At 58.3% G+C, this 14,282-nt stretch carries 12 protein-coding genes; 11 read left to right on the forward strand and 1 reads right to left on the reverse strand.

Features of this window, described 5'->3' with window-relative positions:
- Nucleotides 1-83: 83 nt before the first annotated feature.
- The 3 genes from HPDFL43_RS02970 (at nucleotide 84) to HPDFL43_RS02980 (ending at nucleotide 1,766) form a co-directional block, all read left to right on the forward strand.
- The gene (locus HPDFL43_RS02970; RefSeq protein WP_040449563.1) at nucleotides 84-548 is read left to right on the forward strand and encodes a hypothetical protein; all 465 of its coding nucleotides are present in this window, start codon (nucleotides 84-86) and stop codon (nucleotides 546-548) included.
- Nucleotides 549-719: 171 nt separating this feature from the next.
- Nucleotides 720-1,028 carry a hypothetical protein gene (locus HPDFL43_RS02975; RefSeq protein WP_007200080.1) on the forward strand — a complete coding sequence of 103 codons (309 nt, stop codon included), beginning with the start codon at nucleotides 720-722 and terminating at the stop codon, nucleotides 1,026-1,028.
- 69 nt (nucleotides 1,029-1,097) lie between these two features.
- Complete coding sequence (locus HPDFL43_RS02980; RefSeq protein WP_007200081.1) at nucleotides 1,098-1,766, forward strand: response regulator transcription factor; 669 nt, start codon at nucleotides 1,098-1,100, stop codon at nucleotides 1,764-1,766.
- Between the two features lie 49 nt (nucleotides 1,767-1,815).
- Here HPDFL43_RS02980 and HPDFL43_RS02985 read toward each other — a convergent pair whose 3' ends face one another.
- Nucleotides 1,816-5,316 (reverse strand): hybrid sensor histidine kinase/response regulator, encoded by a 3,501-nt coding sequence (locus tag HPDFL43_RS02985; protein WP_007200082.1) that lies wholly within the window; start codon nucleotides 5,314-5,316, stop codon nucleotides 1,816-1,818.
- A 216-nt stretch (nucleotides 5,317-5,532) separates the two neighbouring features.
- Between HPDFL43_RS02985 and mscL the strand changes: the two genes are divergently transcribed.
- The 8 genes from mscL (at nucleotide 5,533) to HPDFL43_RS03030 (ending at nucleotide 14,236) form a co-directional block, all read left to right on the forward strand.
- Nucleotides 5,533-5,946 carry a large conductance mechanosensitive channel protein MscL gene (gene mscL / locus HPDFL43_RS02990; protein ID WP_007200084.1) on the forward strand — a complete coding sequence of 138 codons (414 nt, stop codon included), beginning with the start codon at nucleotides 5,533-5,535 and terminating at the stop codon, nucleotides 5,944-5,946.
- A 211-nt stretch (nucleotides 5,947-6,157) separates the two neighbouring features.
- Nucleotides 6,158-7,324, forward strand: a complete 1,167-nt coding sequence (locus HPDFL43_RS02995) for a pyridoxal phosphate-dependent aminotransferase (protein WP_007200085.1) — start codon at nucleotides 6,158-6,160, stop codon at nucleotides 7,322-7,324.
- A 137-nt stretch (nucleotides 7,325-7,461) separates the two neighbouring features.
- A complete protein-coding gene (gene galE, locus HPDFL43_RS03000) occupies nucleotides 7,462-8,454 on the forward strand; it encodes a UDP-glucose 4-epimerase GalE (RefSeq protein ID WP_007200086.1) in 993 nt (330 codons plus the stop codon).
- An 861-nt stretch (nucleotides 8,455-9,315) separates the two neighbouring features.
- The gene (locus HPDFL43_RS03010; RefSeq protein WP_007200088.1) at nucleotides 9,316-9,549 is read left to right on the forward strand and encodes a type II toxin-antitoxin system Y4mF family antitoxin; all 234 of its coding nucleotides are present in this window, start codon (nucleotides 9,316-9,318) and stop codon (nucleotides 9,547-9,549) included.
- Nucleotides 9,546-10,808: a type II toxin-antitoxin system HipA family toxin gene (locus tag HPDFL43_RS03015; RefSeq protein WP_007200089.1), complete on the forward strand. Its 1,263-nt coding sequence runs from the start codon at nucleotides 9,546-9,548 to the stop codon at nucleotides 10,806-10,808. The genes HPDFL43_RS03010 and HPDFL43_RS03015 overlap by 4 nt, the downstream gene beginning before the upstream one ends.
- A gap of 379 nt (nucleotides 10,809-11,187) precedes the next feature.
- Nucleotides 11,188-11,688 carry a hypothetical protein gene (locus HPDFL43_RS03020; RefSeq protein WP_040448987.1) on the forward strand — a complete coding sequence of 167 codons (501 nt, stop codon included), beginning with the start codon at nucleotides 11,188-11,190 and terminating at the stop codon, nucleotides 11,686-11,688.
- Nucleotides 11,689-11,773: 85 nt separating this feature from the next.
- Nucleotides 11,774-12,634 (forward strand): DUF3102 domain-containing protein, encoded by an 861-nt coding sequence (locus tag HPDFL43_RS21210; protein ID WP_007200091.1) that lies wholly within the window; start codon nucleotides 11,774-11,776, stop codon nucleotides 12,632-12,634.
- A gap of 366 nt (nucleotides 12,635-13,000) precedes the next feature.
- Entirely contained in the window at nucleotides 13,001-14,236 is a 1,236-nt protein-coding gene (locus HPDFL43_RS03030; protein ID WP_007200092.1) for a hypothetical protein, read from the forward strand.
- The last annotated feature ends 46 nt before the right edge of the window (nucleotides 14,237-14,282 follow it).

The following is a 14,282-nucleotide window of genomic DNA, read 5'->3' on the forward strand; positions in this document are numbered from 1 at the left end:
GGCCACAGCGATCCGTTCTCGCTTACGTCGCAATTGCATGTCATGACATTTCCTTGCCGGAGATCAAACAGGAGGATGCCGTCATGATCCGTTTTGCCGTTTATTCCCTTGTCGCCGTGGTTCTGTCTGGCGCCGGTCCGGCGTTTGCTCAGGAGCCGATAGCAAACCGCTTCACCCTGGAAAAGACAGAAAACGGCTTTATCCGCATGGATACCCGGACTGGCGAGATGTCAATCTGCTCCGAAAAGGCGGGTCAACTGGTTTGCAGATTGGCCGCTGATGAGCGCCGCGCCTTTGAGGAAACCCTGTCGGACCTGTCGGACCGGGTTGCGGCGCTGGAGCAAAGGCTCGAACTTGAAGCGCCGGGGAGCCTGCCGGGCAACAGTCAGGATGCCATTCCCGATGAAGCCGAGCTCGACCGGGCACTCGACGCCATGAACAAGATGATGCGCGGTTTCTTCGGCATGGTGGAAGACCTGCGCAAGGAGTTTGATGAGGGCGCAAAGGAACCTGGTGTTCCATCTGAACCTGTCCCTGATCAGACTTGAGTGGCTGCACGGCCCAGCCGCCGATCGCTGTGCCCTGTTGGCTTTCGATCTCCATTGATGGGCCGGACACATCTGTTTGCGCACCGCAGCGTATGAATGGGAACAGGACATCGGGACATGCTACCGGTGCGGGAGCCATCTGGCTGGCCGGTTCAGGAAGGGGATAGGATCATGCGGGCGCTTCAACTTTTGCTGGCTGTTCTGGCTTTGGGATTTGCCGGGATGATCGTCTACGCGATCGCCGACGGGTCATTCTCACAGGCAGGCTCCTGGCTGATTTCCCAACCCTGGGGACAGGTGACACTTGCCGACCTTTATTTCGGCTTTGTTTTGTCTGCGCTGGTTATCTGGTGGTTTGAGCGTCGGCTTGCGGTGGCCCTTTTCTGGATATTGCCCATCCCCTTTCTTGGAAATGTCTGGACTGCGATTTGGTTCATCCTCCGCCTGCCGCTCTTGCGCGAACGGTTGACGCGCCGCTAAAGTGCTTCCAGCCAGTCGCGTTGATGTGAGCAACAGCCACATCCCTGCGACCGGGAGGGGGAAGAATGCATGACGCAATTGAAATTCATCATCGCAGACGATCATCCGTTGTTTCGGGGAGCGATGCGGCAGGCTTTGTCGGGGATTGATGCGAGCATCGAAATCCTGGAGGCCGGCGATCTGGAGGGCGCGCGCCGGGAAGCCCAGGCCAACCCCGATGCGGATCTCATCCTGCTGGATCTGACCATGCCGGGCGTATCCGGTCTTTCCGGCCTGATCGCCTTTCGCGCTGAGTTCTCCAGCCTGCCTGTCGTGGTGGTGTCAGCCAGCGATGACCCGCAAACCATGCGCCGCGCGCTTGAACTCGGTGCTTCAGGTTTCATTTCCAAATCCGCAAGCATCGAAGAAATTCGTGAGGGCGTGCGAACCGTACTGGATGGCGGCATCTGGACCCCGCCCGATATCGATCTCGGATCCGAACATGACGCCGAGATTGCGGATCTGATCGGCCGCCTTCAAACCCTGACACCGCAACAGGGCCGGGTGCTCGGAATGTTGGCTGAGGGTTTGCTGAACAAGCAGATCGCCTATGAGCTCAGCGTTTCCGAGGCGACCATCAAGGCGCATGTCTCCGCCGTTTTGCAGAAACTCGGTGTCGACAGCCGCACCCAGGCGGTCATTCAACTCTCCAAAATCGGAGCCGAAGTGCTCAATCAGAACGAGGGATCCGCATCCTGACTGCGCCTGTCGCAGCGAAGACGGTTGCGGCATGCGGGTGGGACAAATCCTACTCGGCCGCGCTGCGGCGGCTGATCGAGACCTGATTGAGAAATGCCCTGAGCGCTGCCGGCTTGATCGGCTTGTTCTGAACCGCGATCCGTTCTGAATCGGCGCGCGCCCGGACCTCCGGCGTCCGGTCAGCGGTGACAAGAAGGGCGGGTATTTCCTTGTCCCACAGCTTGCGGATCTCAACGATGGTGTCGATGCCGGTGCCGTCATCCAGGTGATAATCGGCGAAGATCACGTCCGGGGCTTTCTCGGTTCCAGCAAGATCCTTGCTTGCCTTCATTGATGCCGCCGCCAGCACTTCGCAGCCCCATCCCGTCAGCAGAAGCGTCATGCCTTCGAGAATCTTGGGCTCATTGTCGATGCACAGCACCCGCAAACCGTTCAGGTTCAAGCCGTTGTTGTCGACAACGCCACGTTTCGGAGCGGACTTCATGCGCTTTACATTGGTTTCAATCGGCACCTCGACGCGGAAGCGCGTGCCCTTGCCGGCTTGTGAGGCGATGTCCACCGAGTGATTGAGAACCCGTGCGATGCGGTCGACAATCGACAGGCCGAGACCAAGGCCTGAAGCGGTGCGCGCACCTTCCTCGAGCCGCGCAAACTCCCTGAACACGGTGCGGAACTTGGTCGACGGGATGCCGATCCCGGTGTCCAGCACATGGATGGAAACCTTGTCGCCGGCCCGGCGCACCCCGACCAGAACCCGGCCATGGCGTGTGTACTTGATGGCGTTTGAGACCAGGTTCTGGATCAGCCGGCGCAAGAGGTTGGGATCAGAACGGACATAGACGCTCGTCGGCATCACGGTGAAGCGCAGGTTGTTCTCGCGTGCCACGGGAGCAAAATCGGTCATAACCCGCGTCAGCAGGTCATTGAGCGGGAAGCTCGCCAGTTGCGGCTTCATGGCGCCGGTATCGAGTCTTGAGATGTCGAGCACCGCACCGAGAATGGTCTCGACCGATTCGAGCGAGGAATCGATGTTCTGCACGAGTTTCTGATTGTCGGAATCGCCCAGCCGCTCGACCAGCGTTGAGGAATAGAGCCGCGCGGCGTTGAGAGGTTGCAGGATGTCGTGCCCGGCAGCAGCGAGAAAGCGGGTCTTGCCGATATTGGCTTCTTCGGCGGTCAGTTGTGCCTTCTCCAGTTCCTGGTTGACCCGGGTGAGTTCGGCGGTGCGTTCGCTCACCCGTTGTTCCAGCGTTTCATTGGCCTGTTTGAGCGCCATATCAGCCGCAACGCGCTCGGTGATGTCGGCATAGGTCGTCACGATCCCGCTGTCAGGCATCGGATTGGAGCGGATTTCGATGATCCGGCGGTCGGGCCCAATGGTCAGCGAGAAGGTTTCATCCATCACCAGGAACCTGGCCAGTGCAGCCTGTTCCTGACCGGCCTCGATGTCGCCACGGGCCACGAGGATGGCAATGATGCTTTCCAGTGGAAACCCGACCTGGCCGACATTTTCAGGGAGTTCCAGCAGACCGCGAAACCGCTTGTTCCAAACCGTCAGCCGGTTGGAGCTGTCAAACACGGTGATGCCCTGATCCATCTGGCCCAAAGCTGTCTGCAGCAGATCCCGGTTGTACTGCAGCGCTTCCGAGGCTTCGTCGAGCAGCCGCGCCGTATCGCCGGGCATGTCATCGGCACGTTCGAACAGCAGCGAAAGCACAAGCCGCGCCGAGGCCGAGCCGATGGCGCTGCCAAGCAGTTGCTCGGCAAACCGCAACAGCCCCATATCGGCCGGGTCATCATCATTGATCCAGCGTCCGATGGCCCGCTCATGGGAATGAAACGAACGCTCGGTCCGCTCCTTTCCAAGATAGCGGCTGATGGTCTGCTTGAGATCGGCAACGGTGACCTTGGTTTTCCAACTGCGCCCCGATGTGGTCAGCCGCCGGCTGTGGGGAATGAACACCGCCGACTGGATCCGCTCAATCGATTTGGGCCGCCGTGATAGTGAGCCAATGACATAGAGGGCACAGTTCACGATCAGGCTGAGAACCACCGCATTGAACAGCGGATCCGCGCCGGGGCCGGAGAAGCTCTGGGTTCCAGGGATGATGAATTCGAGAATGGTGAGTGCAACAATGCTGTTGTCGGGGCCGCCCAGGCTCGGAACCAGGAGCATATAGGCCCAGATCGCGATCCCTCCCGAGAGGCCCGCGATCGCGCCGCGCGCATTGGCCTGCCGCCAGAACAGGCCGCCAAAGAAGGCGGGTGCCAGTTGGGCGATTGCCGCAAATGACAACAGCCCGATGGAGGCGAGACCGGCATTGATATCGGCGGCGCGGTAATAGGCGAAGCCGAGCAACAGGATCCCGACAATCGCGGTCCGCCGGATAAACAGGATCAGCCCGGCAAAATCGCCGCTTTGGCCGCGCCGGTTGCGCCGTCTGAGCACCACGGGCACGATGATGTCGTTGGAGACCATGATCGCAACGGCAACCGACGCCACGATCACCATCGCCGTTGCGGCCGAGAAGCCCCCGATGAAGGTGATCAGGGTGACCATCGGCATATTGTTGGCCATGGGAAGCGTCAGAACGAATAGATCGCTGGCTTCTCCCGACCCGAATTGCAGCAGCCCGGCGACAGCCACCGGCAGCACGAAGATATTGATCGCGACCAGATACAGTGGCAGCAGCCATCCCGCGAGCTTAAGCTCTCCCGGTGTCCTGTTTTCCACCACGGTGACGTGAAACTGGCGCGGCAGCATGATGATTGCGAAGGCTGACAGAACGACCAGTAGCACCCAGCGTTGCAAAGGGGTTTCATGACTGAGCGCCGCCATCACGCTGGCGTTTTCGCTGGCCGCGTTGAGCAATTCCCAGGGACCGTCAAACATTACGAAAACGACCGACAATCCGATCAGTGTGAAGGCCAGCAGCTTGACCACGGATTCCATCGCAATGGCGAGAATGAGGCCGTCCTGGTGTTCCGTCGCATCGGTGTGACGGGTGCCGAAAATGGCGGCGAACGCGGCCAGCACCAGTGTCACGAAAAAGGAGATGTCAGAAAGAAAGAAGGTTTCGGTCACCCGGCTCAATTGTTCCGCATCGACCATCACCGCGACCGATGACGAGACGGCTTTGAGCTGCAGCGCGATATAGGGAATGGTTCCGATCACGGCGATCAATGCGACCATGGCTGCAACCATCGGGCTTTTGCCATAGCGAGCCGCCATGAAATCGGCAATCGAGGTCAGCTTTTCCGCCTTGGCCAGGTTCACGATGCGTGTGAGGATTGGCATTCCCAGCGTGAACATCAGGATCGGGCCGATGTAGATCGCCGTGAACTCAAGCCCGCGCGAGGCAGCCAGGCCGACGCCGCCGAAATAGGTCCATGAGGTGCAGTAGATCGCCAGGCTGAGCGAATAGATGATCGGCCGGCCCGCGGTCCGCCGCAGCCTTTGCCGGGTCGAGCGGTCGCCATAGGTTGCAATGGCGAACAGCAGCAACAAATAGAAAAGAGCTGATCCGAACACCAGCCAGCCGGGCATCATATTTGACTGCTCCCCTCAAATCCTCCGGGAGTGCAGCATAGTGTGTGAATGGCGTTGCACAAGACAGCCTTTGGTTGGGATCGCGCCTGGGTGAAGATCAGGATTTTCTATCTGTCGATAAACCCCTCAAATGTGATAGTTAGCACCTACCTGCCGGGCGAGGCGCGCGCCGAGGGGGACCAATGAGAAACGCCGCGTCCAATGGAGCAAAGTAAGATGTTGAACGAGTTCAAGGCGTTTATCGCCAAGGGCAATGTCATGGACCTGGCTGTCGGGGTGATTATCGGCGGCGCTTTCGGCCTTATCGTGAGTTCGCTGGTTGATGACATCATCATGCCGATTGTCGGTGCGATTTTTGGCGGTTTGGATTTTTCCAACTTTTTCATTCCGCTTGCCGCAGGCGTCTCCGCCACCACCCTGGACGCGGCCCGCGAGCAGGGTGCTGTTCTGGCCTACGGCAACTTCCTGACGGTTCTGATCAACTTCCTGATCCTCGCCTGGATCATTTTCCTGATGGTCAGGGCAGTGAACTCCATGCGCAAGAAGGAAGAAGAGGCGCCCGCAGCACCCGCCGCGCCGCCTGCGGATGTGGCGTTGCTGACCGAAATTCGCGATCTGCTGAAGAAGTGACATGTGCACCTTGCCGGTTAAACACCGGCGAGGTTTGGTTTCAAAGTCTTCAGACTTCTCTTGATCCCGGCCAACAGGCCGGGATCTTGCGTCGGAACGGATGCTGACACATGCCAGGGTTCTACCCATCAGCATTATCGATGGATCGATCAGGCCCACATGGATGGTGGCAGCGGAAATTTCCGGTACAACTGGCGCACGGAGTAAATTCATGAATCAGTTCGACAGTCTTAGCCGCCGCGCCTTTGAAGCCCCTGAGAGCGGCATCGTTGCCGTGGTCAATCATGGACGTCTCAAGCCAGGGCTGATTCCGCTTTGGGCAGGAGAAGGCGACCAGTCCACCCCCGACTTCATCGCCCGGCCCGCCGCTGATGCACTGCTCTCGGGCGAAACCTTCTATACCTGGCAGCGCGGCATTCCCGAGTTGCGCCAGGCGCTCGTTGACTATCATTCCCGCCATTTTGGCCGCCAGTTGCCGCTCGATTCCTTTTGCGTCACCGGCTCGGGCATGCAGGCGATCAAGATCGCCATAGAGGCTGTGGTGGACCCGGGCGACGAGGTGGTTCAACTCACGCCCGCCTGGCCCAATTTCGCCGCTGCGCTGAGGTTGTCAGGTGGCGTGCCGGTGGCAGCCGAACTCGATTACATCGATGGACGTTGGAGCCTTGATCCGGGCCGCATCGCTTCGGTGATCACGCCGCGCACAAGAGCGCTGTTCATCAACTCCCCGTCCAATCCGACCGGCTGGACCGCGACGCGGGAGGATCTGGTCGCGATCCTCGAACTCGCCCGCAAGCACGGCCTTTGGATCATCGCCGACGAGATCTACACGCGGTTTTTCTACGCCGCCGGACGGGCACCGTCCTTCCTCGATGTCATGGACGACAATGACCGGATCCTGTTCGTCAACACCTTCTCCAAGAACTGGTCGATGACCGGTTGGCGAGTCGGCTGGATCATGGCGCCGCCGTCGATCATCCAGGTGCTGGAGAACTCCGTACAATACCAGACCTCCGGCGTGGCCCAATTCATGCAAAAGGGCGCACTCGCTGCCCTTCAGTCGGGCGATGACTATGTCGATGCGCAGGTTGCAAAGGCTGCAAGCGCGCGCGATCTGTTTTGCGACGCCCTGACCAGCACCAACCGCGTGGTGACACAAAAGCCCGATGGCGCTTTCTATGCATTCTTCCGCATCGACGGGGTCAGCGACACAAAAGCCGCGGCAATCGACATCGTGGATCGCGCCGGTGTCGGACTTGCGCCGGGCACCGCGTTTGACCGCGGTGGCGAGAGCTTTCTGCGCGCCTGCTTCCTGCGCCGGCTCGACCATATCGAAGAAGCCGCAAACCGCCTGGCGAGCTACATTTCCGCTCTCTAGCTTCGGACCAGGCGATGCAAACCAGAACCTGAAGCGCCCCGCCCCCGGACCTCACCCATAGTGTGGCGCCGCCGTTCAGCCTTTCTTGAAACTTCAGGCTCATAATGTGGGCCTGGACACGCGGTAGAGGTAAAGGCATGACGGTTCTGGTCACCGGCGGAGCGGGATACATCGGCAGCCATATGGTTTGGGCGCTGGTTGACGCCAATGAGGACGTGGTCGTTGTCGACCGGCTGTCCACCGGTTTCGCCTGGGCGGTTGCGCCTGAGGCAAAGCTTATCCAGGCCGATATTGGTGACACCGCAGCGGTCGCCGATATCATCAGGACCCACAGCGTTGATTCGATCATTCACTTTGCAGGCTCGATTTCCGTGCCGGAATCGCTCGCTGATCCCCTGGCCTACTACCAGAACAACACCGTCAACTCCTTTGGACTCGTGCGCGCCGCAATCGAGACCGGTGTTCGCAACTTCGTCTTTTCCTCAACGGCTGCAGTCTATGGCACGCCGGACAATGACCATCCCATAACCGAAACTGCGCCCACCCGTCCGCAGTCGCCCTACGGGACGTCGAAGCTGATGACCGAAACCATGCTGGCCGATGCGGCGGTCGTGCATGACTTCCGCTATGTGGCACTGCGCTATTTCAACGTTTCGGGTGCAGACCCCAAGGGCCGGACCGGGCAATCGACCCGCGGTGCAGTCAATCTGATCAAGGTTGCCACTGAAACCGCGATGGGCAAGCGCGATGCGATGGAGGTGTTCGGCACCGATTACCCCACGCGCGACGGCACCTGCGTGCGTGATTTCATTCATGTCACAGATCTCGTCGCGGCCCATGTCGATGCGCTTGGCTATCTCCGAAAGGGAGGTCAGAGCCTGGTCGCCAATTGCGGCTATGGACGCGGTTATACCGTCAACGAGGTTTTGGAATCGGTCAGGCGGGTGAGCGGCCGGGATTTCGAGGTGCGCCATGCCCCGCGCCGGACCGGCGACATCATCACCTCGGTAGCCAATTCCACCCGCGCCCGTGAAGCTCTCAGCTGGGAACCCCGACATAACGACCTCGACGAGATCGTGTCCAGCGCGCTGGCCTGGGAAGATTATCTGCGGCGCAAGAACCACGGATAATGCGGGATCCGCCATAGTGGCGGTCAGATCAAACACGGGCGACAGGATTTAGATGCATGCGGCCGGAGAGTATCGGATTGCTGCACCCTTCGTTTTCAAAAAACTGAAAGCTTGGTTTTTATATATTCAAAAAATGTGATCCAAATCAAAGAAGACTTAGTTTTCATGTCTAGTCTCCAGCGATGGGGTTATTCCGATCCCGCTGTTGGAAGTATCTGGCCATGGAAAAATCTGTCGGTTTCAATCTCCTGACAACAATTGAGCTGAATTGCCTTCGCGGCGTTGCGGAAGCAAAATCGGAGCTGGAGGTAGGGCTTGAGTGCGAACTCAGCCCTGCTGAAGTGTCTTCCATCATCTCAACGGCAGTCATCAAGCTCAATTGCCCAAATCGGGGTGGCTGCAATCGCAAAGGCTGCAAGGCTGGGACTCTTGCGGTTTGATGAGAAATAGCATCCTCGAGAAACATCGCCGACATTGGCCAGCCGATGCTTGCTTAAGTCGTGCCAGAAGAGCGTTTATAGACGAGTAAACTGGTGCTGCCGGAGAGATTTGAAATCTTGGTAGTGTTAATGATATCAATAAGATAGAGGGGCGATTGTAACGTTGTGACGGACGGCTTTTTGGTCGTTTGATATCGGGGTTGCAGTCGAGATCTCGTCGATGGCAGATACGTGAGGTAGTATGCCTCCTCGTCAACGAGCCGGTCAACTGATGTAATCGTCTGCGTTGCACGCAAATGGTTGCCTAGAGTCCCGATCGGTGTCATTACGTGATGATCACCGACAATCGAGCTGAAAAAGTCCCGATCGGTTCTTTTTGGTGTAATTCGGCTGTGAATGTGCTTAAATCGTCCCGAAAGGGATGATTCATATGCTGACAATCTCAGATAGCCTGGCACTCGGTCAACTCATTCGCTCTGAACGAAAGCGTCAACAACTGACCCAGGAACAGCTCGCAGCCGTCGCAGGCGTCGGTGTCCGGTTCGTGCGTGAGCTTGAGAGCGGCAAGGAGAGCTGTCGCCTCGGGCTGGCTCTGGCCGTGCTTCAGACACTCGGCTTGACGGTGAGCGTCGCGGCTCGTGGAGCGAATTCATGAGCCGCTCACTGGACGTCTATCTGAAGGACCGGAAGGCGGGTGAACTCATGCAGGGCGATGAGGGGTCGCTCACCTTCACCTATGATAGCGACTATCTTGCCACTGACCCCGCCGCGCTGTCGGTTTCCTTGCCGCTACAAGATGAACCCTTCGGCGATCGCATCGCTCGCCCTTTCTTTTCGGGTCTCCTGCCGGATGAAAAAGCGAGACGTCGCCTGGCCGCTGCGCTCGGTGTCTCCTCGGGAAACGCGTTCGGCCTGCTCGAGATCATCGGAGGAGAATGCGCGGGCGCTTTGTCGCTCCTTCCGTCAGATCAGAGTCCACCGGCTCCGACATCAGACGACGTCGAGCTTCTCGATGACAAGCGGCTGGAGGAGATCCTGGCTCTGCTGAGACAGCGGCCGCTGCTTGGCGGGGAAGAGGACGTGCGCCTCTCCTTGGCTGGGGCTCAGGACAAGCTCGCCGTCGCCATTATCGATGGCCAGATCACGCTTCCCAAGGCCGGACGGCCGACGACCCACATCCTCAAGCCGTTCAACGTGGAACTTGATGGCATAGTCGAGAACGAAGTTTTCTGCATGAGCCTCGCGCGCCGCCTCGGCCTCGATGTTCCCCTTGTGTCAAAAGGCGTCGCCGGAAAGAGCGACTACTTCCTGGTGGAACGCTACGACCGCATCACGCACGGCGATGGCCGGATCGAACGCATACACCAGGAAGACTTCTGCCAGGCGCTGAGCGTGCCTCCCGAGCTCAAATACGAAGAGGAAGGCGGGCCGGGTATCAGCCAGTGCCAGGACCTCATCCGACGGACGACCGGTCGACCTGCGGCCGAGATCCTTCGCTTTCAGCGGATGTTGATCTTCCACTACCTGATCGGCAATGCCGACGCCCATGCAAAGAACTACGCCCTGCTCTACCGCGGGAAGGTGCCGGACCTGGCCCCGGTCTACGATGCAGTCTGCACGGCTGCCTATCCGCGCATTTCTCAGAAGCTCGCGATGGCGATGGGGGGCAGATCGTTGCCGGACACGATCCTGTTGGAGCACTGGGCATCACTGGTGCCGTCAACCAGGGCTTCGAGACGAATGCTGGCCGGCGAACTGATGGCCATGGCCGATGCCGTCGCGACCGAAGCGGAAGCATTGTTCGAAGAGGTGGCGGACAGCGGTGCCTTTCATCCGATCCTGAAGGGGGTCAGGCAGGTCATCGAGACGCGATGCAATCTGGTGCGCAGGGCATTGGAAAGGGAAGCCCGGTGAGTGGTTCCGAAAAAAAAGGCTTGAATGACTATTGACGCCACAGGCGAGTGCACCGTGCCTTCCTGGACCGTCATCGGGCGCCTCCTGTGAAACACCGCTGAGCTTAGCAAAGGGAGCCGAGGCGAGGAATGGCAGCAATCCTAGGGATCCGCCGGCGGAGTCTGACGTGAACTGGCAACACAGTGCTGAGTCGCTGCTCAGCCCCATGATTCCTAATCACGGCCCTAAATTACCCGCGGCCTGTTTCGCATGCTCAACTTACTCCCCCAAACTACGGACGAGGCCTGGCACGATCTCAGCCATCACCCATTGGACATGATATTGGACTTGTAATGTCCAACGAACTTGGACATTGTCCGTCCAACGAAAGGAGACGGACATGCGAAAGAGTTGGGCTGAATACAAAAGAGAAGCACGGAAACGAGAAAAAGACCGAGTATCTGCGCAAGAGCGAAAACTGAACACATCGGTCTTTCGGAGAACGTTTTCTGATTTCTTCGAACAGGATAATCGGACAGGCTTTGCGGTCCACTACCTGATCCTCGGCAGGAAATGGTGGGACTTTAGCCAGGATGACGGCATCGAGCCGCTCGATCCATCGGAGATCGACGAAGACGATAAGGCCGCGGCCTTTAACTCTCTCGGCAAAGCCGAGCTTGTTCTGAGCGTGCTGGAGGACGTTGTCGAGACACTTGCGCGCGACATCTCTGACTTCAAACGGAATGAAATCGAAGCTCGGATCAACGAGGTCCAGAAGTCAGGCCTGACCGGGCCGAATTCAAAGGCGGCATTGGATGAGCTGGAGAGCCTCAAGAGGATGCGCCACAAACTGAGCAAGCGCGTCAGGCGAACCCTGCCTCAAACCAGGGCCGCGAGCTGATCCGCGACCCTCGTCATTTAACCGAAGTGGCAAAACCGCAATGATTTCGGTTTTGCGTTGAAAATCAATTCCAAGGAAAAATTTGATGTCTGAACTTTCTTATTCGAACGGCATGGAACTTAAAGAACTCGACCTCACACCCTCCATTGAGGCACCTGCGGAGCAGCGGGTTGAGCTTGCCAACAACCTCCTGGCGCTCCCCAAGAAGAAGCGTGGAACTACCCAGGTCCATGCGTTTGACTACTCCGGTATCTCGGCGGCAGTGGCGAAGGAAGCGGAAGCAACCGCCTGGCGAATTCGGAATCGTCTTTCGGCGCACACCATCGCCATCGGCAGTGAGCTCTTAATCATCAAGAAGAAGCTAGAGCACGGCAAGTTCGGCAAGTGGCTGGAATTCCACTTCGGTTGGACAGAGCGGACTGCGCAGAATTACATGAACTCGGCAACCGCGTTCGGATCAACACCGCAGGTCATCGATCTTCTGCCCCTGTCAACGATTTACAAGCTTGCAGCAAAGAAAACGCCGGACACCCTCAGGCAGTTGGTGATTGACGAAATTACGCGTGGTGAGACACCTGACCCCAAGCAGATCGAGAAGCGGATTGCCAAGATCAAGACCGAAGCTCGACAGAAGGAGAGTTCGGACGAGAACACTCACACTGCCAATCCCGTGAAGTCTCCAGAAATCTCAAAGCAGGATGAGGTTTTAGCGTCGCTGGATGAGGCTTTGGCATCACTGGATAAAACTTCAGCAATCGAAGTGCCGGCGAACGAGAGCCGCGATGAATATGACGCTCCGGTGCCTCCTGTGGCTCAATCACATGAGCTTCGCGCCAAGAAGGTCGTCGACGACCTCAAGGAGAAGTTCGGCATCAAGTTCTTGCCGCTGCGTGACGCCATTCTGGAGACCGATTACTCAGCGTTGAGGAAGGCCCTTCAAGACTGATGAGCCGGACGGGGCAAGGCAACATTGCTACCCGCCGATAGTCTCAGCGGGTAGTCCTGTCCTTCGCAAAAAAACATCAGATGCCGCGTCTCGCGGTATCCAGTTGCTGGATATTGTTCCGTTGAAGCACCAATCTCCGTTTGGGTAGCCTCTTCTCAGCTATCTGTGCCCAGAACCCGCCAGGGAAGACCACTGACGCTTGTCACAGGCCTGAGCAGCGCGTTGGAGCCGGCGCTGTTGACGCCGCTCTACGGGCCTCCTGAGGCTTGAGCCGTGAACCGACCATCCAGAAGATTTAGCCACACGCCCGGGTGCCATTGAGATGGCCCTCACCGGAAGATTGCGCTCAAGCCCAAGAGAGAAAAAATGACCGCACCTCAGCCGTTGCTGTCCATTCCACTGTTCGCCAGGAAAGTGCCGGCGATCGTTGGGCACCTTGCCTATTCACGCGTTGAACTTCCCAACGGACAGAAGCGCCTGGCCGGACGATACGCCCTTTGCCCAGACATCGACCTCAGGAAGTTCAAGACCCGCGCAGTTATCGATTGGCTTGCCGTTGGCATATCCCTGAAAAAAAACACCCAATTCCGGTGGCTCCAGTCAGAGATTGTTGGGCTTCTTGGTCGAACGCCCTTCGTGCTGAACCGGCACGGCAGGCCTAACGATTCCTCCAACGGCTTCGATGTAATGTTCCAGGAGCCGGACATGGCAACTGTCCTGAAAGCTATGGCTGTAATCGAGGCACGGTTTGGGATGGATAGGCCACCCATCGTGAGGAGCATCGAGATCAGCGTCGACTTCACGCCGAAGGTTTCCAGCGAAGTGGAACGCGCCAAGATCGCACGCGTGCTTATGAACCATCTCCTGGTCGACCTGGATGTGATCACGAACATTCGAGATCGTCCGAGAACCGTTTGGGGTCGTGACCAGAGCAGCGTCACCCGACTCATCTATGACTCGAAACACCTTACCGCAGAGGGAAACAAGCGCTTCCTAATAGAGACTGAACGAGACCGAGCGCCGTTCACGGATGGGACGCTTGAGATTGGTGCGAAGGAAGCGAACGTGAGCTGGCGCGTGATGGACAAGATCATCGACCGGCAGAATGTCTCGGCCGGAACGTGCGTCGTGCTGGGTGAAGCAGAGAAGCGTGCCAGGATTGAAGTTACTCTCGACCGGCCGGAGGTGGAGGCCCTCGGCATTACGCTCCTCAGCGACCTCAACCGCCTGAACTTCACGCGCCTGCAAGGACGGTATTTTAGGTTCTTCCTGCCGACTTTCACTGGAGCCGCTGCCCTGGGTCCGGGAAGGAAATCAGCACTCCTCATTTGGCAAGATCGACAACGCGCCATCAAGTTCAGCAAAAGTGGGGGACTGAGCTTGAAAGCGATGGATGACGCACTCGCTGAGCAAAAAACCGAAATCAAGCGACAGGCGCTGCGGGATCTTCATCGACGAGGACTACGTCTACCAGGAGCGGACAGGACTGGACGAGGGCTGGTGGGTTCGTTCGTAGCCTATGAGGAACTGAACGATTGCACCAGGACAGCATTGCGCAATCTCGGCCTGCGGGTCGTCGCCGGGTTTGACCGTGAGGCCTGAGGGACCAGGAAGCGGAAGAGTGATAGTGAGAGAGGGAGAGGAGGAG

Origin of the sequence: Hoeflea phototrophica DFL-43, from assembly GCF_000154705.2 — a bacterium.
GTDB classification, from domain to species: domain Bacteria; phylum Pseudomonadota; class Alphaproteobacteria; order Rhizobiales; family Rhizobiaceae; genus Hoeflea; species Hoeflea phototrophica.